The sequence below is a fragment of the Achromobacter sp. genome, from assembly GCF_032113835.1.
Classification (GTDB): Bacteria; Pseudomonadota; Gammaproteobacteria; order Burkholderiales; family Burkholderiaceae_B; genus Achromobacter.
Window position 1 is genome coordinate 1 of the sequence record NZ_DAMCTG010000009.1, and the last position, 21,675, is coordinate 21,675.

Consider the following 21,675-nt stretch of genomic DNA (forward strand, 5'->3'; position numbering starts at 1 on the left):
GTACCCGCGGGCGTTACCTCGTTGCCCTTGGTCGTGGACGCCAGATTGCCGGACGTGCCTTGCCCGCGCTTGATCACGAAGCTGTCGCCGGCTGCCAGCAGCGCTTGCCCGCCCGGCGTGTCGATCGTGCCCGCGTTGGTGGTTTCCTTGCCCAGCAGCAGCACATACCCGCCGCCCGCCGTGGACGTCTTTGTCGGCGCGGTCTGGATCACGGCGCCCGGCTGCACGTCGATGCGGCCCAGCGCGTCCTTGAACGTGGGCGCCTCGCCGTTGTCCGCATACAGCCCCTTGTCGAGGAACTGCTGGTCGCCGATGTCGGCCGCCGCCGCCACCAGGTTGCGCACATTGACCTGGCTGGTGCCGGTGAAGACCACGCCGTTCTGGTTCACCACCAGCACGGTCCCATCCGCCTTGATCGCGCCGTGGATCTGGCTGGGCTTGGCCGACGCACCCACCACGCGGTTCAGCACGGCGTCGTCCGCGCCCTGCTTGAACTGCACCGTGGTGTTGCGGCCGACGTTGAACGTATCCCAGTTCAGGATTGCACGCGATTGCGTCTGTTCGATGGAGACGACCTGACGGCCATCCTGAACCGCCTGCGTGGCGGCTTTCGCGCCTTCCCATTTCGCCAGGTCGCCGTTTGCCGCCCAGAGGCCGCCTTCGACTAGCCCCTCCGGCACGCCGCCGCCATTGCCCGCAGCGGCCGCCGCGCGCGCCGCCGCCTGCGCGGCCTGCTGCGCCGCCACTGCCGCCGCGCTGCGGTTCAGGTTATCCAGGGATTTCTGCAACGCCTGGCGTGCCTGCTGCTGCTGGCGCGCGATGGCGCCGATGCCAGCCGCGTTGCCGTCCGGCAGGCGTCCGGTGCGCTGGGCGGTGGACTGCACCGCGTTCTTGTCCGAGAACCAGCCCGGACTGAAGGCCCGCGTCTGCGCCTGCGCGGCGCTCGCCGCACTGCCGGCGATCAGCAGGGCGGTCACGGCCTGCGACAGCGGCGTCGGCCGCCAGTTCATGCGCCCGCGCCGCGCCTTGCGCGCCATGTTCCCATTTCCGCCCGTCTCCGACATCCGTGCCTGCATGATCGCCTTTCCTTGTTCCAATCTCGGGTGCTCGTCACCTGGAACAAGACAGACGGTTGGAAAAATGCCGACCAGAACGCTGTCACAAATAATTCATGAAAACAGCTGGAGGTTTTTCGTTCACGACAGCAGCACGACACCCGCGGGCAGATGGGTGACGCGCGCCCCGTAGGCATCGCCGATCAGGCGCTCGGCATCGGCCACCTGCGCCAGGGAAAAGCGCGCCTGCACCAGCCGCTTGCCGAGCTGTTCATTCATCAGCACCAGCCGTCCGCGCCGGTAGCGGTTCAGTTCGTCGACCACCTGCGCCAGCGGCTGCTGATCAAAGACCAGCCACCCTTGGCGCCAGGCCGTCACGAGGTTCGGGTCCACCTTGACCGGCGGCTGCACCCGCACGTCGTCATAGCGCAGTTCACGGTCAGGCCCGACATCGAAGACGCCTTGCGCATGCACCAGCCGCGCCGTGCCCGACAGGCAGCACAGCCGCGCCTCGCCTCCGATGTAGCGCAGGTTGAACACGGCGTCGCGCCCAGTGATCCGGCCCTTGCCCGCCACCACTTCGGCATCCTTGGGTCCCAGGCGGATCTCGGCCTCGCCGTCGGCCAGTTCAACGACGGGCATTCCGTCCGCCGTGGCCGCGACATTGATGCGTGTCTGCGTGTTCATCTCCACTTCCAGCGCATCGCCCAGGGCCAGCCGCCGCTGTTCCCCAGCCGCCGTCCGGTAGTCAGCACCCAGGTCGTCCAGCGCCGGCCACAGGCCCAGCGGCGGACGAAACGCCAGATAGGCCGCCGACGCCGCCAGCGCCCCGCCCAGGAATGCGCGCCGGCCATGGCGCGCGGCCTTCGCGCGGCGCGCCTGCGCGCCCGCCGCCAGCTCCTCTTGCACCGCGGCGCCCACGCCTTGCCACACGCGCTTCTGGTCGGCGAACGCCGCCTCATGCTCGGGGCTGGCGCGCAGCCAGGCGCGAAAGGCATCGGCGTCGGCCTCGGTTGCCCTGCCCGAGGTCAGCGTCAGCAACCACGCGCGCGCCTCTGCGGCTTTGTCATTGTGTTTTGCGGGCATGATCATCGTCAGCGCCATGGTCCTTCGTCCTGATTCGGTGCATGCCGGCGGGACCGGTCTTGGGAGAGCTTGGCGCTATCCGGGGATTCCAGCACCCGTGCGCAATGTTCCAGCGCCCGCTTGAGTTCCTTGGACACGATGCGTTCGGACACCCCATAGCGCCGCGCGATCTCCGCATGCGGCAATTCCTGCACACGCGCCGCCAGCAGCATTTGCTGCGTGCGTTCGGGCAAGCCGCGCAAGGCGCGCCGGAACGCATCGATCTGGCTGCGCCCCTGCGCGATGCGCGCGGGGTCGGCCGCCTCGTCCGTCATATTGATGAGTTCGCTGATTTCCACCCCCGTCAGCAGACGGGAATCCCGGCGCCGCTGGTCTTCGGCAATGTTCAGGGCCACGCGGAACAGATAGGCCGCCGGCTGCTGGATCGAGCCGCTTGCGGGCAGATCGCTTACCTTCAGATAGGCTTCCTGCATGGCGTCGTGCGCCAGGTCATCCGATCCCAGCCGGCGTCTGAGCTGGCTGCGAAAGTCGTTGTAGCGCTCAAGAAAGAGAGACAGCAGCGACCCGTCCGGCTTGCTATCGTGCACGGCTGGCTCCCGGCAGGCCTGCACAGTCGCCGACGCCTTTGGGCTCGAGCAGCACCGTGACCGGCTGCGGCATGCCTGCCGGCAGCGGTCCGACGGCCACACCGCGCAGCGCCGCCTCCAGTTGTCCATCCAAGCGCGGGGATCCTGTCGACGCCACCCAGCTCACGCGGCTGACCCGCCACGCCTTGTCGAACCATAGCTGCATCAGCGCACGGTAATGCCCCGGGGCCGTCGCATCTGCGGCGCACAGCGCCCGCTTGACCGCGCCTTGAAGCACCGCCGCGTATTGCGTGTCCCGCAGACGACGCCCCTGTTGCGCATGCCGGGCGCCGGATGCAACCGGCTCGGCTACCAACGTGAACGACTGCGCGCTCGCATAGCGGATGGCAAGCGACGATCCTTCCAGCAGCTTGCGCAACGCGACGTCCGGCGCGTAGTTTCCCACCACCGCGGGCGCCTGCCGCCCCTCCGTCAGCACGCTATCGACCAGCACGGTCATGCCGCTGGCAAGGCTGTACTCGGCCAGCGCCTGCGCCAGCGGTTGCGCGGCAATCGCGAAGGCAACAGGCCGCGGCGGCGGTTCGGTTCTGCCGGGCGCCGCCAGGGCGCACAGCCCTAGCGCCAGACAGGCGCGCACCGCTACGCCAAGGCGCTGGAAGGCGGCAGTCATGAACGCGCACGCATGTGGAAAGCGCCTGGCATGGCAGTGGTAATGGGCGGCAGCCCCGACAAAAGCCGCAATGCTAGAGCCGCCGAATGACGCATTCGTGACACGCCGGACGAACGCCGTTCGCCGTCGCCACGCAATCGTCACCTGCGCGATTTCGGGCGTCCCTATACTGGCGGGATCGCGCCGCTGCACGAATCACCCGGTAGCGCTGCGGCGGAAAAACCTCAAGGAATGCGTATGCGCAAGATGTGTTTCTACGCGGGGCGTGCGGGCCTGCTGTGCCTGGCGGCGATGGCGTGGATGCCGCAGGCGGCGGCGCAGGCGAAGGCCGAAGGCGGCAATGGAACCGATGCTTCTTCGGCGGCTTCGGCGGCTTCGGCCGGCAAACCCGCTGCGCCGAGCGGCGCGTGCATCGAGACCGAAGTGAATGGCTACCGGGCCTTGTCCTATGACTGCCTGAACCAGAAGATGGCGCCCACAACCGCGCCCAAGCCGCCCGCCGTGCTGGGGTCCGAAGCGATCACGCAGGGACCGCCAAATCAGATGGGCCTGTCCACGCCGGCCACCATCGGCAACCGCATGGGCAATACGTTCGGCACATCGGCCTATCCGCAGCGCCCGGCCCCCTGATCTGGCTTCAGGCCATGCGGGTGATGAAGTAGATCTTCTTGACGAACTGGTCCACTTCCCAGCGGCCCGTATAGCCTTCGGGCATGACGAAGGCCTCGCCAACCGTCAGCTCATGCACCGTGCCGTCCGGGTCCACGAGGCGCGCCGCGCCTTCGACGATGTAGCCAAATTCGATGTAGCCGGTGGTGTTGGACTGGAAGGATCCCGCCGTGCTTTCCCACACGCCGGCTTCGGCCTTGCCCGCATTGCCTTCAAAGGCGGTCACGGTGCGAAAGGCCGCATCGCCGGAAATCGGGCGGCGCGGCTTGCCAGGCACCGGATTCTTCATCGGGCCGGCATCGATGCGGACGAGCCGCGATTGATCGTTCTTCATGGTGGTTCCTGTGTCTTTCTTTAGCGTATCGATGCGCCGGCCGCGCACTCAGTGCGCCGCCACCACCAGCACTTCGGCCATCGCCCGGCTGACAGTGCGCATGCGGTGCGGCAATTCGGAGTCGAAATAAACGGAGTCGCCGGTTTCCAGGCGGAACTGGCGTTCGCCCACGTGGACCTCGATGGCGCCCTTGAGCACCAGCAGGAATTCCTCGCCCGGGTGGGGGAACACGGCCGCGGCGTCCGGAAACTCGCGCGGGGGATGGACCACGAAAGGTTCCATCGCCTTGACCTTGCGCCGCCCGGCCAGCGACTCGTAATGATATTCGCTGCCCAGCCCGCGGCGCTGCAGGGCCTCGCGGTCGGCAACCCGGACCACGCTGACCACTTCATCCTGCGCCGCGTCGTCCGCGCCGACCAATTGCGACACGCCCACGCCATAGGCTTCGGCCAGGCGCAGCACCGTCGAGATCGAGGGCTCGCTCAAGCCCCGCTCCAGCTTCGAGAGGTAGCTCTTGGTCAATCCCGTGCGCTGCGCAAGCTGTTCCAGGGACAAGCTTTGCTGGCGGCGCAAGGTGCGAAGGCGGTGCGGCAGGTCGATCATGGGGCGGAAAGGCGCAAATACAACCGGCAAGAATGCCCCAAAAGGGCGTCGCCGTCGAGCGTCCCCGCCCCGCCCGCGTCAGCTCAGGACATCGGCGTGCGTCCGCAACGCCCGGCGCGCGTAGTACGAAAACCCCACCTGCGACCGCTTCGGCGTCAGGATCCAGTCGTGGGCCTCGTGCCCCAGTTCGGGCGGAATCGGCTGGATCTTGCCGGCGGCCATGGCCAGCAACTGCATGCGCGCCGCGCGCTCGAACTGCAGCGCCAGCACGCAGGCCTCTTCCACCGTTCCGGCCGCGATCAGCATGCCGTGATGCGACAGCAGGATGGCGCGCTTGTCGCCCAGCGCCTTGGAAATGATCACGCCTTCCTCGTTGCCCACCGGCACGCCGGGCCAGTCCTTCAGGAACGCCACGTCGCCGTAAAGCGGACAGTTGTCCATGTGCGAGACCTCCAGCGGAACCTCCAGCATCGACAGCGACGCCACGTGCAGCGGGTGCGTGTGGATGATGCAATTCACGTCCGGCCGCGCGCGGTAGATCCAGGAATGGAAGCGGTTCGCCGGATTGGGCATGCCGCCGCCTTCCTGCACCACCAGGTCCTCGTCGACCAGCAGCAGATTGCTTGCCGTGATCTCGTCAAAGCCCAGGCCCAGCCGCTGCGTGAAGTATCGGTTGGGTTCGGGCGCGCGCGCGGTGATCTGGCCCGCCAGGCCCGAATCATGCCCGCCGTCGAACAGGATGCGGCAGGTCAACGCCAGCCGCTCGCGCAACGTCCATTGCGGGGTCTCGAACTGGCGCTGCATTTCCGCCTGCGCGCGCGCGATCAGTTCGTCTTTTCCCAAGTGCATCGTATCGGCCATCATGTCTCCGTCATGCCGTTTCGATCAACGGCGTAAATCCCGGCAGGCCGCGCATGCGCGCCAGCCAGGCAGTGATGTGCGCAAAGCCGGACAGGTCATAACCGCCCTCGTCCGCCATGCTCGTGTAAGGGTACAGCGCGATATCCGCGATGGTCGGAACCGCGCCCACCAGGTAGTCGCGGCCCGCCAGGTGAGCGTCCATCAGCGCGGCGGCCTTCATGCCAGTGGCGCGCCACGCCACCATCTCCGGATCGTCTGCTTTTGCCGTCTGGCGCAGGTGGATCAAGAGGCGCGGCTGCGCGAAGGCGTGCATGTGCTGGGTCTGCTCGAAGCTCAGCCAGCTCGACACCTGCGCCTGCGCCAGCCGGTCTTCGGGAAGCCAGGACGTCCCCTTGCCCAGATACCAGAGAATGGCCTGCGACTCCGCCAGCCATTGCCCCTCCGGCGTCAACAACGCGGGCACCTGCCGCCAAGGATTGATGCTCGCGAAGGCATCGGTCTCCAGGTCACCCTGGACGATGTCGAACGTGCGCCGCTTGACCGGCAGGCCCATCAGCCCGCAGGCCAGCCGGATCTTCCAGGCGTTGCCCGATCGCAGCGTATCCGCCAGTTCCAGCGGCTTGCCCGCCAGCGGGTGAGTCACCTGAGTGTTCATGCGTGGCTCCTTGTCATGTGCGCGTTTGCTAATCCATTTTGATGTTGGCGCGCTTCACGATCTCGGCCCACTTGGCCTTTTCACCGCCGATGAAGCGCTGGTACTCGTCGGGCGTGCCCGTGTAGAGCTGCGTGCCCTGCGCGGCCAGCTTTTCCTTCAGCTCGGGCGACGCGAGGGTCTTTTGCAGCGCCGCATTCAACGCGGCCATGACCTCGGGCGGCGTGCCCGCCGGCGCAAAGAAGGCATTCCACGAACTGATCTGCAGGCCCGCATCGCCCGCCTCGGTGCTGGCCGGCACGGCCGGCGCGGACGGCAATCGCTTGTCGGACGCGACCGCCAGCGCGCGCAATTTGCCCGACGTCACATGCGGCATGATGACCGGACTGGCGTCCATCACCACATCCACCTGCTCGCCGATCGCCGCATTCACGGCCTCGCTGCCGCTCTTGAACGGCACGTGCACGATGTCAACGCCAGCAGTCAGCTTCAGCAGTTCCAACCCCAGATGCGGCGAACTGGCGTTGCCCGCCGAACCGAAGTTCAGCTTGGCCGGATTGGCCTTGGCATATTTGACGAACTCGGCGAATGACGCCGCGGGCACGCCCGCCCGCACGGCCAGCAGATACGGAGAACCGGACACCATGCCCACCGGCGCAAACTTGTCCGCGTCGTAGCTGAGCTTGGCGTAGATCAGCGGGTTCACAACCTGCGTGCCTACCGTCCCCATGAAGATCGTGTACCCATCGGCCGGCGCCGTGGCCGCCACCTGCGCCGCGATCACGCCGCCCGCGCCGGGCCGGTTCTCGATCACGATGCCCTGCCCCAGCACGTCACCCATTCCCTTGCCCACCTGCCGGGCGACGATATCCGTGATGCCGCCGGCGCCAAACGGCACCACCAACCGGATCGGCCGGTCAGGATATGCCGCCTGCGCGCCTCCTGACGTAGCTGCTGTTATTGCCACCGCGGCCACCAAGCTCAAGACCTTCATGCCATTCCCCTTGTGCGCGCCGTCGCGGCGCTATGACACAAAGTGTCCTATAGAGCATTGATTTTCCGCAAGGGGAATTTGATTAGGGAAATCCTTGAGCAGCAGGAATAGGCATTGGTGAAGTCCACCATCATCGTGCTTGGCGGCCTGTCCACCTGCTCGCCTGGCGCCTGCACGCGGCGCATTGCCTTATTCTTAACCCCTATACGCAATCGCCACATCAGGACAAAAGAGAACTCCTCATGCACATTCACCGGATCGCTGCATTCACCAGCCAGGGTCAAGGCGGAAATCCCGCCGGCGTCGTTCTTGCGGATCAACTCCCTTCGCCCGAGGAAATGCAAAGGGTGGCAGCCGAGGTCGGCTATTCGGAAACGGTCTTCTCTTGTCCGAACGGCGATGGCTCGTGGCGCACCCGGTACTACTCACCTGAAGCCGAAGTCGCGTTTTGCGGGCATGCGACCATCGCGCTAGGCGCGGTGCTGGGGCAAACCTTGGGGCCGGCCCGGTATCCCCTGGCCCTGGCGAACGCCCATATCGAAGTCTCGGCTGAAATCCAGGATGGCGAATGGGTAAGCGTGCTGCGCTCGCCGCCGACCCACAGCGCACACGCCAACCCCGGGCTATTAACCGAGGCGCTCGAACTCTTCGGCTACTCACCGAACGACCTGGATCCCACGCTCGCGCCCAGCATGGCCAACGCGGGGATCGACCACTTGATTGTCCCGCTCGTTTCACGCGCCGCGCTGGCGCGCATGAACTACGACCTCGACCAAGGACGGCGCTTCATGCAAGCCCATCGCATCGGAACCATCGCGTTCGTGTTCAGCGAGAGCGATACCGTCTTCCACGCGCGCAACGCGTTTGCCATTGGCGGCGTCCTGGAGGACCCCGCAACCGGCGCGGCCGCCGCGGCCTTTGCCGGAATGCTGCGCGACCTGGGCCGGAAAGCGCATGGCGAAATCGTCATCCTGCAAGGCGAAGACATGGGCATGCCCTGCCGAATTGAAGTGGAATTTACGAGCGAATTGGGATCCCCGGTGAATGTGCGCGGCAAGTCATCTGTAATCGGCTAGACGCGCGGGCTGACTGGCGCGGGGCGGTGAGAATCCGCCACCGCGTTCATCACGATGTTCAAGAAGGCTCGGGGGAAACACGCCCATCCCGGGGCAAGAAAAACAGCACCAACAACGAGCATGCGCCGGCGCAAAGGAACGCGATATCGTACCTGCCGCTAATCGCCACCGTCGCCGCGAAAGCAGCCGGCGCCACGATATTCACCAAACTGACCAATATCGAGGCGCCTGCAGCAGTTTCCGAGATTTGGTGGGCAGGCGAGCGCCGGGCGACCTCCGCAATTTGCACACCGTTCCAACTTGCCGCGGAACAGCCAGCGACAAGGGCTAGAACCATGAGAGACCACAGCGGCCATTGCGGGGTGGTAAATCCCAAGAGGATCGTCGTGCCTGCAGAGAACAGGGCAGCAATCGACAAACTTCCAGTGGCCGAACCTAAGCGGTCCGACAGCCAACCCAACGCAATTCTGCCGACTACCCCTCCTACCTGCATCACGGCAAATATCGCACCCGCCAAGCTCAAGGAAAATCCCAGCCTGTCCACCAGGTAAACCACGGTGAATGCGAACCAGCAGCTTTGGGATACGGCAAACAGGCTGCCCACAATCGACATCTTCAACAAGCCGGCATTATTTCCTAGCGACGCCAACGGCACGCTGAGCATGCGTAACGAGTGCAGCGTAGGCACGATGGATGTCCGCCGCCGCTTCGCCGAACCCCTCACATCCAGTATCTCGCTCAATCGCCAGGTCAGCGCGGTTGGCACCAACACAATCACCGCACACACAATGAGGGCCAGCCGCCAACCGACAAGGGCGATCACTACGGGAATACACAGCCCCGCGATCATTCCTCCGAGTGGCACACCCGCCTGCTTGACCGAGAACATGAGATTGCGCATCTCCGGCGGCGAGAATCTCTGCAGCACCTCACTTCCCGCCGGGTTCGCGGCCCCGTTGCTCATACCCATGGCAAAGCAAGCCACCAGGGCCACGGCCATGCTCGGATAATAGAAAAGCCCCATGCTTGCCGTTCCCACGACCAGCGCAAGCTGCAAGCTGCGCGTTCCGCCAATTTGCCGAAGCATGGACGAGCCAACCACGAGAATCATCAAGCCGCCCAAAGCGTTGCTCGCAGTCAGGTAGCCGATGGAACTCCCGCTCCATCCGAACTCTTCGGACATCGCAGTAGCAACGATCGGGATGAGGCGTGAAAGAAACGCGGAGACAGTCTGTAGCGTGAAAATGGCTACTACAGGCACGACCCACGCGGTCGAGGTGATCTTCATGGCGGCGGAACCCAAGATGGTGACGAGGGTGATCCCTCGTTAAGGCCAGGCGAAATGATACCTACTGTGCGGCGCCTGATTCATCCATGGGAACGGTATTGGGCCTGCCTTTGGTTTGAAGGCGCTAAAACCGCCCGGAACCGCTTGCCGGCAAACTGCTTCCATACTCCATATGAAGTATGCGTGTCCTTATGCCACGATTTAGGATCCCGAGTGTATTGGCCGTGCCGCATCAATTCGCGGAACTGACAGGAGGCCTTCAGAACATCGTTAAGAAGCCTCTAGTGAACAGTGTGGAGACTACGATGAGCGACTATGGCACGAGGCTTCTATCGAAGGGCATGCAAGGCGCTGATGTCGAGGAGCTGCAAATACGTCTGGCGGGGTTTCGTGGGACTCTGCCAGACGGCGAATTTGGGCCTGGCACCGAATTGCAAGTCACCAAATTCCAAATCGACGTGATGGGCAAGGGAGCTGCCAGCGGCATCGCGGACAGCTCGACTTTCAAAGCCATTGATGTGTTCGCGGATAAGTTCCCATTCGACTTTTCCCAATTGAAGTGCTCCTGCGGCAAGTGCGATGGATTCGGACAGGGCAAGTTCAGGGGAAAGTACCTGGGCAATCAAAAGACCGAGGCCTTCCACCTTTACGAATATCCAGGAATTCACCGCATGCTTCTTTGGGCCGTGCGAGCCGCTTATTTCTACATGCCGGAGCATCGATTCAGCTTCAGTTCCGGCTATCGCTGTTCTGTCGACAATCAAAAACATCGTCGCAACACGACAAATCACTGCGGTAAGGCGGTTGATCTCGATGTCGCGCTTAAGCGCGGTGAAACCAAGCAAGATGACGCCTCAAAGTGTCGAGAAATTCGAGGAAGGCTGGTGGAACTGTCGAATGCCCAAATCGGATGGACAGCCAGGAATCGAAAGTCCCTGGAACCAGACAACATAGCTCCGACATGGGTTCATTACGACGTGCGATCCTATGACGAAAAATATCTTGCCGATCAGTACTTCTGCAAGGACTTAGATGCGCTCAATGCACGTGTGCCGATCCTATTCTGAGGCTACCTAACTCATAGATCGACCGCCGAGAAGACTTACGTGCAGGAAACCGACGATGCTGAAGATCGCTTACAGCGCACGCAATACTGCGCTGTACCACCCGGAGCTGAGCGGTACCGTCTTGCAAAGCGCCAAGTGGCCCAGCGAGGTGGCGTTGGCCGCCGAGTTATCGCGCCTGGCGTACGTGCGCGCCGAGGAGCCCGCCCGGGACCAATTTGCACGTTTGGAAAGAGCGCTGGACAACGGCGGTTTTGCATCGCCCACTCTCCTGGTGAATACGACAGAGGATGCCTACGGCTACGCGACCATTAACGAAGATGGGTTCTGCATCTTGGCTTTTCGCGGCACCCAGGCCGACCACGTTGAGGACTTCCTGACGAATATCCAGGTTATGTCCACACACTGGCCAACGGCCGGAGAGGCGGGCAGCGTTCATAAGGGATTTCGAGATAGCGCGGCCGGGTTGCTCCAGCAGACCAGCACCTGGCTGCGAGACGTCGCGACCCGACGCAAGCGTTTGCTGATATGCGGCCATAGTCTGGGTGGCGCAATCGCCACTCTCCTTGCCATTCCCTTCAATGCCGATGCGCTGATCACCTTCGGCTGCCCACGTGTGGGAGATGACGACTTCGTTTACGCCCTCGAGTCACGCGCAAAGCTGCGGATGATTCGGGTAGTCGACTGTTGCGACGTTGTGCCGACGGTGCCTCCGCCTTACATGGGCTACCACCACGCAGGCGAGGCGCTGCATATCGATCACCAGGGCCAGATCCTTGATAGCCCAAGTTATTCAGAACTGCGGCTTGATCGTCGTGCCGGCCGCAGGGCCTACTCATCGCTCTGGCTGAAAGATCCTGCAAGAAGCGTTCCTTTCCGTGAACTCGCTGACCATGCTCCCATCAACTACATCCGCGCCTTTTGGCGCTAGGAAGACACGATGTCTTACCTGATGGCTCGTCCGTTGATTGCCGACCAAGGAAAAATCAGGCTTTGGGTTGGCCTGTTCGACGTAGCAACGGTTCCAGATATCACCTTCAGCCTTGGTGGAAAAGACTGGCGACCGATAGATTCCGAGGGGTTGTTTCCCATTCGGGATGACACGAACCTGGCCGGGGCGCCTCGCAATTATCAAGGCGTCTACACGTTCGCTGCGGCGAACCACAATCAAGAGCATTACATTACCGTGGCCGCAGGCGGGACGGCCACCCCGTTTGAAATCCGGGTTAAATCCCTGCCGGCGAAGGTTTCATCGGAGCCACGGGATTCATTCAAGATCTTGCTGGCATCGTGTTATTGCGTCAGCACCGACAAGACCGACGTGGGCGACTTCGTAGACCGGTTGAAAATCAAACCCGATATCGCTCTGTTCGCTGGCGACCAGGTCTATCTCGACCAGCCGCCGGCACAGACGATGCCATCGGCGCCCGATGCCCTGCGTGGCGAAATCTCCATCAAGTACCGGCGAAACTGGCTCTCCCGGTGGACGGGTCAAAGCGGTTTGCAGAAGGCCTTGGCCAAAGCACCTGCCATCTGCCTTCCAGACGATCATGAATACTGGAACAACTATCCCTGGGAGCAATTCTGGAAAAGAGGAACTCAGCATAAGCCGACGGCCACAGGGTGGAACGATTGGGACGACGCCGCAGGGGAGCTTTTCCAGGATTACCAGCTAGGCGGAAAGCCGGGCGCACAGCAAGCCTGGACGACGTTGGATATTGACCCACTGTGTCTGCTATTTATCGACACCCGCAGCCATCGTCTGCTTGACTTTGGCAGTCCGGTCGGGCTGATGCCGGCAGCGGCGAACCAGGCGCTGGTGGACTGGAAAGACAAGTTAATCGCTCATCAACGCAATGGCACTCCGCATATAGGCGTCCTCGCCACGGGCCAGAGCTTGCTGAGCGAGCCGTCGCGGTTTCCCAAACTAAAGGACGCAGAGCTTGCGAACTACGAGGAACATTACTCGATGATCCTCGGCGTGCTTGAGGAGCTTGCCGTGAACCGGATTCAGGTAGTGCTCCTGACGGGAGACGTGCATTGGAACCGCGTCGCCCAGGCCCACAGCAGGCGCACGTTCAGAACCTGCCTTACGGAAGTGATCTGTTCACCGAGCAGTCTCTGCGAAATTCCCGTGCTTGACCAATGGGCCAGCATCAAGAACAAGTTCAAGAAATTCTTCGGCGCCGACGAAACCTGGTTTCGCCATTTCGAGCCGAAGGCCTTCACACATCCCGTCGGCAAGGCCAGGCAGTTCTTACCCGATGGCGACCGCATGACTCGCTGGAAGGGCAATCACATCGCGATCATCGAGTTCATCAAACTCGGCGGTGGCGCAAAGATGAAAGTCACCTATCACCCCCTGACCTCGCCGCCCTCGCTCTCGGCTTCCACCGGTTTCTACAGCTTGCTCAATACCTGAACGGACTTCACTAGGAGATTGACACATGGCCATGAAATTCACACCGGTATCCGTTTCGAACCCCGCCTTCGTCAAGCAGAAGCGCCGAGCCGCGCAGGGCAACCTGGACTGGCTGTCCCGGGCACTCGCGGATTTCGGAGACAAGGAACCTTTGAACTTGTCCTATATTCTTCTGGTTGGCGGCAACGACACCCTCTCATGGAGGCTGCGCACGGCCCAGTCGCACCTGCGCTTTGACTTGTTGCCGTCCTACTGGACTTCGGCGGTGCTGCTTAAGCTGCACAAGCAGGGGCTGGAAAAATCCACCGTGATTCATGTGCCGCTGATACAGCCTGGCGAAGGCTTGTTTGCCACCGAGCGCAACGGCGTGGTGGAATCGCGCCTGGCCGATTTCGACGATGCTGGTGTCTGGAAAAATATCGCCCTTATCGCCCTGCCGGTCCCTCAAAAAGACGTGCTGGCGCAGCTCGAGCAATTCGAAAGAGGCCGCGGCTACGTCGACGCACTTGAGCACGTCCTGCGCTGGCTGGCCTTTGCCTGGGGCGTAGCGCGAACGCCAAATCCCATTCATGACGGCATTGGACTTCCGTCAGCATGCATGCTGGAAGCGCTGTTTGCCGCAGCCGGGATGGATATCACGCCGGGGCTGGAAACCCGTGCATCCAGCCCCGAGGCAATCTGGGCAACAGCGCTGTATTGGTACAACTACTATGAGATCAATCAGCGAACTCCTCCCAAAGGCCGCTTTTTCACTCCGCACGACTATGACATCACCGACGGCAAATAAGTGCGAGCGTCCTGCTGGATAGCCCAATGAATGCTGCGGAAGCGAACGGGCGGAAAGCGCTTCCGCGCCCGATACTTCGGGCCGAAAGCGCTTCACGTGAGATATGACGTCGTCACGCAGCGTCGCCAGTTCCATTTGGGCAACCATCTTGCAGGTCGGCTTGGGCAGGATGTCCACGCAGCGGTCATGGACGTTGGACGAAAGGTCTACCGCGCGGGCTTGCTGGAACCCTTGCTGGTGCTTGCCTTTCTATTCCAAGCCGTCAGCGGTCTTTATCTGGCCTGGCGCTGGAGTCACGCGCGGCAAGATGCGTTTCGTACCTTTCAGATTGCGTCCGGCGTATTCCTTTCGGTCTTCATCCTCGGCCACATGAACTCCGTGTTCGTGTACGCCAGGACCTACCTGGGGATTCCGACCGACTGGCGTTTGCGACGGGCGCACCGACAGGCCTCATACACGACCCATGGAATATCCCCCCTGGTGCCGCATTACGCACTTGGCGTCTTCTTCGTGCTTGGCCATCTATTCGCGGGTTTGAGGGGCGTGCTCAACGCACACGGATATCGCCCGAAAGCGGCCAGACGCGTCATGCAGGGTGGCCTCATGCTCAGCGCAGCCGTGGCTGCAGCCATCATCGCCGCCATGTGCGGCGCAAGAATCTAAGCGATCCGAGATCATCCGCATCCGGGTTTTATCCCTCATGCCGGCACTGCCGGCGACACACCCACGACGTCAAGGAGTAAGCACGAATGCTCGTTTCCATTCATTCCATGCTGGAGAGCCGATGGTTTTGGCAGAACTTAGGTCGCAATTGGCGAGACTCGAGAAATCCACCATTGATTTCGTCTCGAATTTGTGTAGCCTTTTGAACCAGCAATCCCGTCGCACCGCTTTGACAGATCGGCAGCCAGCGCTCACTGCTCTTCTTGCTGGATGCACACTGGTTGGCATGTCCGCATTTCACTCGTAAGTATTTCCTCAAATACCAGAGGGCGAAAATGGCTGAACCACAGACGCTGGCGGAGCGGAAAACGGTAGGTCGGCAGGCGCGGCGCCGAGCGAAGCGATCTCAACATGCGCAGATCGGCAACACGGCGCGTGATCCCATCGAGCTTCTCAAAAAAAATAGTGCCGGCCGCGTCGAGGCGCTGATTCCATTACGTTATGGGCGCATGGCGGTGTCGCCGTTCACGTTCTTTCGAGGCAGCGCGATACTCCAGGCGCACGACCTTGCGGGGACCGTCGATTCCGGCATCGTCTTTCCGATCTGCGGGGACGCCCATCTGATGAACTTCGGCGGCTTTGCTACGCCGGAACGACAGCTTGTCTTCGATCTGAATGACTTCGACGAAGCCGCGACGGGTCCATGGGAATGGGACGTGAAGCGTCTTGCGGCGAGCCTGGCAATCGCCGGTCAACATGCCGGCGCTAAAAAAGGCACGATCAGCGACTTCATACACACGGCCGTCCTCGAATACGCCGCGCGCATGCGCGAGTACTCCGGCTTCAGCGCCCTCGAAATGTGGCACGAAATGCTTTCCTTCGAACGGCTGCGGGACAGTGCGGCAACGGACGAGGGGCGCAAACTTATCGACAAGACGATTGCAAAGGCCGGCACCCGCACCCACGAAAGCGTATTGAGCAAAATGGCCGTGCAGCGCGACGGCGCCTGGACAATCCAGGATGCCCCGCCCGCGTTGTTCCATCCGGCCGGCCCCGCCTCGTTGCTGGGACCCACCAGCAACTGGAGCGATACACATGCCTGGCGAGGCAAGCTGGCCAAGGCATTCGAGGCTTATACCGAGACGCTATCTGCGGACCAACGCACCTTGCTCCGGCACTACACGCTGAACGACATCGCCTTCAAGGTCGTCGGTGTGGGCAGCGTAGGCACCTTCTGCCTGGTAATGCTGTTCATCGATGGACATGGGAAACCCTTGTTCCTGCAAGTCAAGGAAGCGCGCAATTCGGTGATCGCCGACTACTACCCCGCGCCAGGCGAGAAGCACCAGGGCGAACGCGTGGTGGTCGGACAGCGGCTGCTGCAAGGAGCAAGTGATGCCTTCCTTGGCTGGACGTCCGGGCCTGCTGGCCGGAACTTCTATTTCCGGCAGTTGCGTGACATGAAGGTGTCGGCGGAGATCGAGCGTATGAGCAATACCTTGCTGCTGGGCTATTCCCGCTTTTGTGGCTGGGCAATGGCGCGAGCCCACGCCAAGGCCGGCGGGAAGGCCGTCGAGATTTCTGCCTATCTCGGGCGTGGTGAGGCCTTTTCCGACGCGCTGAACAAATACGCATTGGCCTACGCGGATCAGAACGAGGCGGACTACACCGCCTTCATTCGTGCGTGCCGCTCTGGAAAGCTGGAAGCCCGTAGCGACGAAGACATGGCGGCGGACTTCCGTATCTGAAAGCGCCGCGTGTTGGCGATGACCTTGTGCGGGTATGGCGCTTGCGCCACTACCCGCAGGTACGCATTCCAGCTATCGCTCAGCGTATCGGGAAGAACGTGCCGGCCAAGGATCCATTCGCGCCGCAGTAAGGCGGATTCGATGCCCCCGCGCGGGGCGGCTGTTCCTCGACGACCAAGGCATCACCCTGGCGTTTCAGGTTCAGTACCCAGCCCTTGGTGTCGACGCTCTTGACCTGCAGGCGCTCGCCCTTGGCCTTGCCGGACGCCTCCGCGTTGCACGACCAGCTTCCGGTGCGCGGCTTTTCGGCCGAACCTTCGTACAGGATGTCGCCGTCGGGCTTCTTCCAGAGCGTGATCTCGCCGGAGATGTTGCGCCATCTGCCGGTAAAGCCCTTGCGTTCGGCCAAGTCCAGGGAGGCGAGGAACGCGTCCCGGTGTTTCATGCGGGTCGCGATTTCCTCGACCGGCTTGTTTTTGTCGAAAGGCTTCTCGAAGGCCTCGTCGCGCACCTGGGTGAAATCGCGCTGGTCGCGCAACAACGCCTCGGCCGTGACGGCGTCCAGGGATTTGCGCGCTTCGTTGTAGCGCTTGGCGATGCTCGAATCGAGCGCCGCGAGCTGCGGGTTCGCGCAGATGGCCTTTTCGGCGCCCGTGCGCGCCTTGGCGCAGTCGAACGAAGGCGAGGCCTCTGGCGCCGCCGTAGCGGTCAGGGAGAGTGCGCACAGCGCAGCGGCGCAGGCGGCGGGGAGCAGGGTTTTGGTCAGCATGGTGCCGTGGATGATAGCGAGAAATTGCGAGGCGCAGAAGTGAACACATCTTGCGTTCACCAATCAGGATACGAACGCTGGCCGGGGCCACTAGAACTTATCGAACACGACGGCCATCCTGTGGCCCAATACTTTTCCCAGCTCGAGGGCCAATGCGTCGCCTACGCCCGGTCCATCGAATCCAAATGCGAGGTTTCCCAATCCCCATGCGAGCGGTAAAAATCGCCATTGATTGATACTGTCCGATTGTCGACAGCTTGGGCACTCAAGCTCGCCTCGTTCCCCGTCATACCAGGCGGAAATCAATTCGTCCCACGGGACGGAGCCGGCATCATGCGCGGCGGAGCAACACGGGCAGCGCAGCGCCTCGACCTCCTGCGGACCGGCGTTGTAGACACGCCGCCCCACGATTGCTCCTATCCCGTTAGTGCCCTACTCGTTTACCCATTCGGCCCACCGAGCGATATCGGGGCCAGGCGCGTGGCTGACAGGAGAACAAGCGACCTCGGCGTCGGAGGAGGGAACAGCGATGCCCATTGCCTCCATCCAACGCATGCCGCGCTCGGCGAAAACGGGCGCGTCTTCCAAGGAGACATCGAGATCGACGATATAGGTGGGTGAATCGCTCATGGGATACCGAAATGCGATACGTGGTTTCGTAGAAAAAGCCGCACCAGTATATTCATTGGATCGCTCCCCGCACCGCGATCAGGATTTCAAGGCCCCTTGCGCTCGGGGCCTTCACCGCCCTGCCCGTCTTCGCTTCCCGCAAGCGGCAGGCTCTCGTCGAGCCATCCCGTGATCCCGCCGCGCATCACCTTTACCGGCCGCCCCAGTTGAGCCAGCCGGATAGCGCCTCGTGTCGCGCCATTGCAATGCGGACCTGCGCAGTACGTCACGAACAGCGTGTCCGCGGGATAGCTCGCCAATTTCGACTCGACTAGCTTCCCGTGCGGCAGATTCACGGCGCCAGGCACATGGCCCTGTGCGAACAGTGCTGGACTACGCACGTCCAGCAGCACAAAGCCGGGTGTGCCGCTGGCGAACGCGCTGGCGACATCGGAACAATCGGTCTCGAATTGAAGTTCCGCGCGAAAGTGGGCGAGCGCGGATTCGCTGTCGGCGGCGGGGATGGCGGTGACGGGATTGGGGGTCGGCATGAGAGAACCTTGAACAATAGGCCTGAGGAAGATATTCGCCCGGAAAGACTGATCCAGGAGCCTCATTCTGACGTCGGATCGCGATCTGGATAAGTGGCGTAAATGCCATTAACCGGTAACATCACGCCATGGACAAACATCTCGTCGTCACGCTGGCCTACGACCGGCTCTGCACTTTCGAATTCGGCTGCGTGACCGAACTGTTTGCGCTCGAACGTCCGGAGCTCGGCGTCGATTGGTATCGCTTCGCGGTCTGCGCAAGCGAGCCCGGCCCGCTGCGCGCGGCTGGCGGCATCACGGTTGCCGCGCCCTACACCCTCAAGCTGCTCGATCAGGCGGACACGATCGTGGTCCCCGGCTGGCGCGATGCCGACGAAATGCCGCCAGCGCCCTTGCTGAAGAAGCTCCGCAAGGCGTACGAGCGTGGCGCACGGCTTTGCTCGATTTGCTCCGGTGTGTTCGTGCTGGCGGCGGCGGGTGTCCTCGATGGAAAGACCGTGACCACCCACTGGCAATACGCCGCCAAGTTGCAGCAGCGCTACCCGCAAGTGCGCGTTGAGCCGGACGCCCTGTATGTGGATGAAGGACGGATCATCACGTCAGCGGGCTCGGCAGCCGGTCTGGACATGTTGCTCCACCTGGTGCGACGCGACTACGGAGGCGCCGTGGCAAATCGGGTCGCGCAAAGACTCGTGGTCGCTCCGCATCGCGAGGGTGGACAGGCGCAGTTCGTGCCGCGCCCCATGCCGCACGATGAGAGCGGGCGCCTGGCCAAGCTGATGGATTGGATGCGCCTTCATTCCGCGTTGCCGCACACCTTGCGCTCGCTGGCCGAGCGCGCAGCCATGAGCCCGCGCACGTTGCAACGGCAGTTTCATGACGCCACGGGCATGGCGCCGTATGAATGGCTGGTCCGGGAACGGGTAGCGGCCGCGCGCGACATGCTCGAAGCCAAAACGCCTTTGCCGATTGGCCGCATTGCCGAGCTGGCCGGGTTCGGCTCGGAGGAGTCGATGCGCCGCCACTTTCGGCGCATCGTGCTGACGAGTCCGGCCGCTTACCGGGAAAAGTTCGGCAACGCCGCGTAGGTGTTTTAAAGAGACCTGCTCAAGTCGTGGCAGCCGTCTGCCTCACCAGCGGATCGTATACGGATCATCCCCCAGCCCCCATACGCCGTCTTTCCGTTCCAGCATGATGTGCCGGGTCTGCCACTCGTCGGGCTGATCCTTCGAGGGAAAGCCGCTTATCTGGGGGTAAAACGCGGGGTCCGCCGCCCAATCCGCGGTGGCGCGATCCAGCCGCCATTCAAATTTCACCGCCGACACCGCGTTGGGGTTGTCGTCGAACGGATTCTTGCCCGGCTTGGAGTAGTCCAGGATCTTGCCGACCTGCAGGCCAGGAGCGCAGAATTTCGCGGTGTAGACCAGTTTGGAAGCGAGGCGGGCCTCGCCATCGGTGTAGTAAGCACGGCCCTTTTCGGTCAGCGCCATGTGGCTGGTGGCGTCGTCGGGATCCTCATCCGGTTTTGGCGGTGAACCGTCTCCGTCAGCACTGACGCGCTTGACCGTGATGAGTCCGTGTTTGATCAGCCCTTGCACGACCTTGTCCTGTTCTTCCAGGAAGACCGTGTAGACATCGGTCGGCAAGGGCCGCACACCCACCACATTGACGCAGGCGCTGCCTGGGGCATTGGTGGGCGTTTCCATGGCGGTGACCAGGATCTTGTGTATCTTGCTTTCGGTCAGGCCTGGACCCAGTGGGGATTCCTTCCAGACATAAAACCCCACGGCTGCGGCGATCGCCAGACCCAAGGCCCAGGCCTTGCGCGGAATCCGGCGGCGTTTGGTCGTGCGCTGCTGCTGATTCATTCCCTTCCTTGCGGCTGGTGGACTCGCGATAGTAACGCGGAGCGCAAGGGGCCTGCGAGGCGCGGGTGGCGACCTCACGCGACTGCCGGGCCAGGGCATCTGCCATAAAAGCCATAGACCCGCGAGCGCCACCGTCATCCAGAAAGTGACCCCGCGGGCCGTCCACTTCCGCTATCAGGGCTCGTATTTCGAGATCTTCGTTCCCTCGATCGAGACGCCGGCCATCAGGCCTCCGTTGTTCATCACGAAGCCAACAATCGGCTGCTTCGCGGTGTTCGTATCGATGCGTCCGTTGGCGCCGATATTGACGATCGCCACCGTGGCGTCGGCGCCGACAGTCCAGCCGCTGCTGTTGCGAAACTTGTTCAAGGCGTCATCCGTCATGAACAGCAGGACCATGGCCTTTGATTGCGCGCCCGCCTGAAAGCCGATCGACCCGGACGTGGTGCGGTAGTAGCCTACCGCCGACTGACCCACGCGCAGCACACCTTTGCCGTGCTCGGCGCCGACGATGAAACTTCCGCTGAGCACATCTGGAAACACCAGCACGCCCCTGGCACGAGCGACCAGTTCCCTGGACGACGGTGCGGCTTCGTAAAGCTTGGATAAGGTTGCATTGGCTGCGCTGTCCAACGCTTCCCGCGTATCGGTCTTCGGCGCGGCCGACGGTTTGGACGGTGGCGTCGTGGTACAGCCGCCAAAAAGGAGGCCAGCAGCACTGATGATTAAGAGGGCCATACCGGTCCGGCAGACGGCGGAATGCTTGTGAAACATGACGTTCTCCTTTTGTGGTGTGTCGCACGGAAAGTTTGGTAACGCATGAAAAGGCAGGCCCTGCGCGTTCAAGGCCCGACCTGATAGCCGCGCTGCTGCATGCAAGCGGCATAGGCCGACGATGTATTCGCACTCTGCTGCGCCTGGTCCGCGCGATCCTGACGCCGGTCCTGGCGTTGACGCGACCCGCCCACCACCATGCCCGCTGCGGCGGCGTCCTTCGCCTGGTTCTGTCGGTACGCCTGCTTGGTATCGTCATCCACACGGTCATACACCTCTTCGTGCTGGCGCCCACGCGCGCCCGCGACAACAGCGCCCGCCGCGGCGCCCGCTGCGGCGCCGCGGGCTCGTCCGCCGGCCGACGGCGTCTCGGCGGGCGCCGCGCTCGTCGTGTTGGCCGACTGCGCCTGGCATGCGGCGATGTCCTGCTGGGTCAGTTCAGGAGTCTGACCTTTGAGCGGCGTAACGGTCTGGGCGGTCGTCGACAGGCAAACGCCTGAGAGCAGGATCGCCATATAAGGGAAAATCGACTTGTTCATGAAAAG

General features: G+C 62.7%; 25 protein-coding genes. 9 read left to right on the forward strand and 16 right to left on the reverse strand.

Annotated elements, in window-relative coordinates:
• The 4 genes from RT697_RS05570 to RT697_RS05585 form a co-directional block, all read right to left on the reverse strand.
• Window positions 1–1,076, reverse strand: a 1,076-nt coding sequence (locus tag RT697_RS05570; protein WP_313697353.1) for a filamentous hemagglutinin N-terminal domain-containing protein, incomplete at its 3' end; no start/stop codon positions are given.
• A gap of 120 nt (window positions 1,077–1,196) precedes the next feature.
• Complete coding sequence (locus tag RT697_RS05575) at window positions 1,197–2,141, reverse strand: DUF4880 domain-containing protein (protein WP_313697354.1); 945 nt, start codon at window positions 2,139–2,141, stop codon at window positions 1,197–1,199.
• 8 nt (window positions 2,142–2,149) lie between these two features.
• A complete protein-coding gene (locus tag RT697_RS05580) occupies window positions 2,150–2,728 on the reverse strand; it encodes an RNA polymerase sigma factor (RefSeq protein WP_313697355.1) in 579 nt (192 codons plus the stop codon).
• Window positions 2,718–3,398, reverse strand: a complete 681-nt coding sequence (locus RT697_RS05585; protein WP_313697356.1) for an STN domain-containing protein — start codon at window positions 3,396–3,398, stop codon at window positions 2,718–2,720. Before RT697_RS05585 ends, RT697_RS05580 begins: the two co-directional genes overlap by 11 nt.
• Before the next feature lie 237 nt (window positions 3,399–3,635).
• Between RT697_RS05585 and RT697_RS05590 the strand changes: the two genes are divergently transcribed.
• On the forward strand, window positions 3,636–4,028 hold the full coding sequence (locus RT697_RS05590) for a hypothetical protein (RefSeq protein WP_313697357.1): 393 nt from the start codon (window positions 3,636–3,638) through the stop codon (window positions 4,026–4,028).
• A 7-nt stretch (window positions 4,029–4,035) separates the two neighbouring features.
• Here RT697_RS05590 and RT697_RS05595 read toward each other — a convergent pair whose 3' ends face one another.
• The 5 genes from RT697_RS05595 to RT697_RS05615 all read right to left on the reverse strand — a co-directional run bounded on the left by RT697_RS05595 (window position 4,036) and on the right by RT697_RS05615 (window position 7,511).
• On the reverse strand, window positions 4,036–4,401 hold the full coding sequence (locus tag RT697_RS05595) for a cupin domain-containing protein (protein ID WP_175139299.1): 366 nt from the start codon (window positions 4,399–4,401) through the stop codon (window positions 4,036–4,038).
• Between the two features lie 48 nt (window positions 4,402–4,449).
• On the reverse strand, window positions 4,450–5,004 hold the full coding sequence (locus RT697_RS05600; RefSeq protein ID WP_056563890.1) for a helix-turn-helix domain-containing protein: 555 nt from the start codon (window positions 5,002–5,004) through the stop codon (window positions 4,450–4,452).
• A 78-nt stretch (window positions 5,005–5,082) separates the two neighbouring features.
• Window positions 5,083–5,865 carry an aldolase gene (locus RT697_RS05605; protein WP_105239914.1) on the reverse strand — a complete coding sequence of 261 codons (783 nt, stop codon included), beginning with the start codon at window positions 5,863–5,865 and terminating at the stop codon, window positions 5,083–5,085.
• Window positions 5,866–5,875: 10 nt separating this feature from the next.
• Window positions 5,876–6,520, reverse strand: a complete 645-nt coding sequence (locus RT697_RS05610; RefSeq protein WP_313697358.1) for a glutathione S-transferase family protein — start codon at window positions 6,518–6,520, stop codon at window positions 5,876–5,878.
• A 28-nt stretch (window positions 6,521–6,548) separates the two neighbouring features.
• Window positions 6,549–7,511, reverse strand: coding sequence for a tripartite tricarboxylate transporter substrate binding protein (locus RT697_RS05615; protein WP_313697359.1), 963 nt, complete (start codon window positions 7,509–7,511; stop codon window positions 6,549–6,551).
• Between the two features lie 242 nt (window positions 7,512–7,753).
• Between RT697_RS05615 and RT697_RS05620 the strand changes: the two genes are divergently transcribed.
• On the forward strand, window positions 7,754–8,587 hold the full coding sequence (locus tag RT697_RS05620; protein WP_313697360.1) for a PhzF family phenazine biosynthesis protein: 834 nt from the start codon (window positions 7,754–7,756) through the stop codon (window positions 8,585–8,587).
• A gap of 58 nt (window positions 8,588–8,645) precedes the next feature.
• Here RT697_RS05620 and RT697_RS05625 read toward each other — a convergent pair whose 3' ends face one another.
• A complete protein-coding gene (locus RT697_RS05625) occupies window positions 8,646–9,875 on the reverse strand; it encodes an MFS transporter (RefSeq protein ID WP_313697361.1) in 1,230 nt (409 codons plus the stop codon).
• Window positions 9,876–10,180: 305 nt separating this feature from the next.
• Between RT697_RS05625 and RT697_RS05630 the strand changes: the two genes are divergently transcribed.
• The 6 genes from RT697_RS05630 (at window position 10,181) to RT697_RS05655 (ending at window position 16,559) form a co-directional block, all read left to right on the forward strand.
• A complete protein-coding gene (locus RT697_RS05630; protein WP_313697362.1) occupies window positions 10,181–10,942 on the forward strand; it encodes a peptidoglycan-binding domain-containing protein in 762 nt (253 codons plus the stop codon).
• Between the two features lie 55 nt (window positions 10,943–10,997).
• A complete protein-coding gene (locus tag RT697_RS05635) occupies window positions 10,998–11,870 on the forward strand; it encodes a lipase family protein (RefSeq protein WP_313697363.1) in 873 nt (290 codons plus the stop codon).
• 9 nt (window positions 11,871–11,879) lie between these two features.
• Complete coding sequence (locus RT697_RS05640; RefSeq protein WP_313697364.1) at window positions 11,880–13,361, forward strand: alkaline phosphatase D family protein; 1,482 nt, start codon at window positions 11,880–11,882, stop codon at window positions 13,359–13,361.
• Window positions 13,362–13,386: 25 nt separating this feature from the next.
• On the forward strand, window positions 13,387–14,148 hold the full coding sequence (locus tag RT697_RS05645; RefSeq protein ID WP_313697365.1) for a hypothetical protein: 762 nt from the start codon (window positions 13,387–13,389) through the stop codon (window positions 14,146–14,148).
• Between the two features lie 186 nt (window positions 14,149–14,334).
• The gene (locus RT697_RS05650) at window positions 14,335–14,811 is read left to right on the forward strand and encodes a hypothetical protein (RefSeq protein WP_313697366.1); all 477 of its coding nucleotides are present in this window, start codon (window positions 14,335–14,337) and stop codon (window positions 14,809–14,811) included.
• A 335-nt stretch (window positions 14,812–15,146) separates the two neighbouring features.
• The gene (locus tag RT697_RS05655) at window positions 15,147–16,559 is read left to right on the forward strand and encodes a DUF2252 domain-containing protein (protein ID WP_313697367.1); all 1,413 of its coding nucleotides are present in this window, start codon (window positions 15,147–15,149) and stop codon (window positions 16,557–16,559) included.
• 79 nt (window positions 16,560–16,638) lie between these two features.
• Here RT697_RS05655 and RT697_RS05660 read toward each other — a convergent pair whose 3' ends face one another.
• From RT697_RS05660 to RT697_RS05670, 3 genes are all read right to left on the reverse strand, one after another.
• A complete protein-coding gene (locus tag RT697_RS05660) occupies window positions 16,639–17,328 on the reverse strand; it encodes a lysozyme inhibitor LprI family protein (protein ID WP_313697368.1) in 690 nt (229 codons plus the stop codon).
• A gap of 432 nt (window positions 17,329–17,760) precedes the next feature.
• Window positions 17,761–17,958: a hypothetical protein gene (locus RT697_RS05665; protein ID WP_313697369.1), complete on the reverse strand. Its 198-nt coding sequence runs from the start codon at window positions 17,956–17,958 to the stop codon at window positions 17,761–17,763.
• 86 nt (window positions 17,959–18,044) lie between these two features.
• Complete coding sequence (locus tag RT697_RS05670; RefSeq protein ID WP_313697370.1) at window positions 18,045–18,488, reverse strand: rhodanese-like domain-containing protein; 444 nt, start codon at window positions 18,486–18,488, stop codon at window positions 18,045–18,047.
• Window positions 18,489–18,616: 128 nt separating this feature from the next.
• On the opposite strand from RT697_RS05670, the gene ftrA reads away from it, so the two are divergent.
• Window positions 18,617–19,576, forward strand: a complete 960-nt coding sequence (ftrA, locus tag RT697_RS05675) for a transcriptional regulator FtrA (RefSeq protein WP_313697371.1) — start codon at window positions 18,617–18,619, stop codon at window positions 19,574–19,576.
• Between the two features lie 42 nt (window positions 19,577–19,618).
• Here ftrA and RT697_RS05680 read toward each other — a convergent pair whose 3' ends face one another.
• The 3 genes from RT697_RS05680 to RT697_RS05690 all read right to left on the reverse strand — a co-directional run bounded on the left by RT697_RS05680 (window position 19,619) and on the right by RT697_RS05690 (window position 21,669).
• Window positions 19,619–20,356 carry a hypothetical protein gene (locus RT697_RS05680; RefSeq protein WP_313697372.1) on the reverse strand — a complete coding sequence of 246 codons (738 nt, stop codon included), beginning with the start codon at window positions 20,354–20,356 and terminating at the stop codon, window positions 19,619–19,621.
• 174 nt (window positions 20,357–20,530) lie between these two features.
• Window positions 20,531–21,130 (reverse strand): YSC84-related protein, encoded by a 600-nt coding sequence (locus RT697_RS05685; RefSeq protein WP_313697373.1) that lies wholly within the window; start codon window positions 21,128–21,130, stop codon window positions 20,531–20,533.
• A 68-nt stretch (window positions 21,131–21,198) separates the two neighbouring features.
• Complete coding sequence (locus RT697_RS05690) at window positions 21,199–21,669, reverse strand: YMGG-like glycine zipper-containing protein (RefSeq protein ID WP_313697374.1); 471 nt, start codon at window positions 21,667–21,669, stop codon at window positions 21,199–21,201.
• Between the last annotated feature and the right edge of the window lie 6 nt (window positions 21,670–21,675).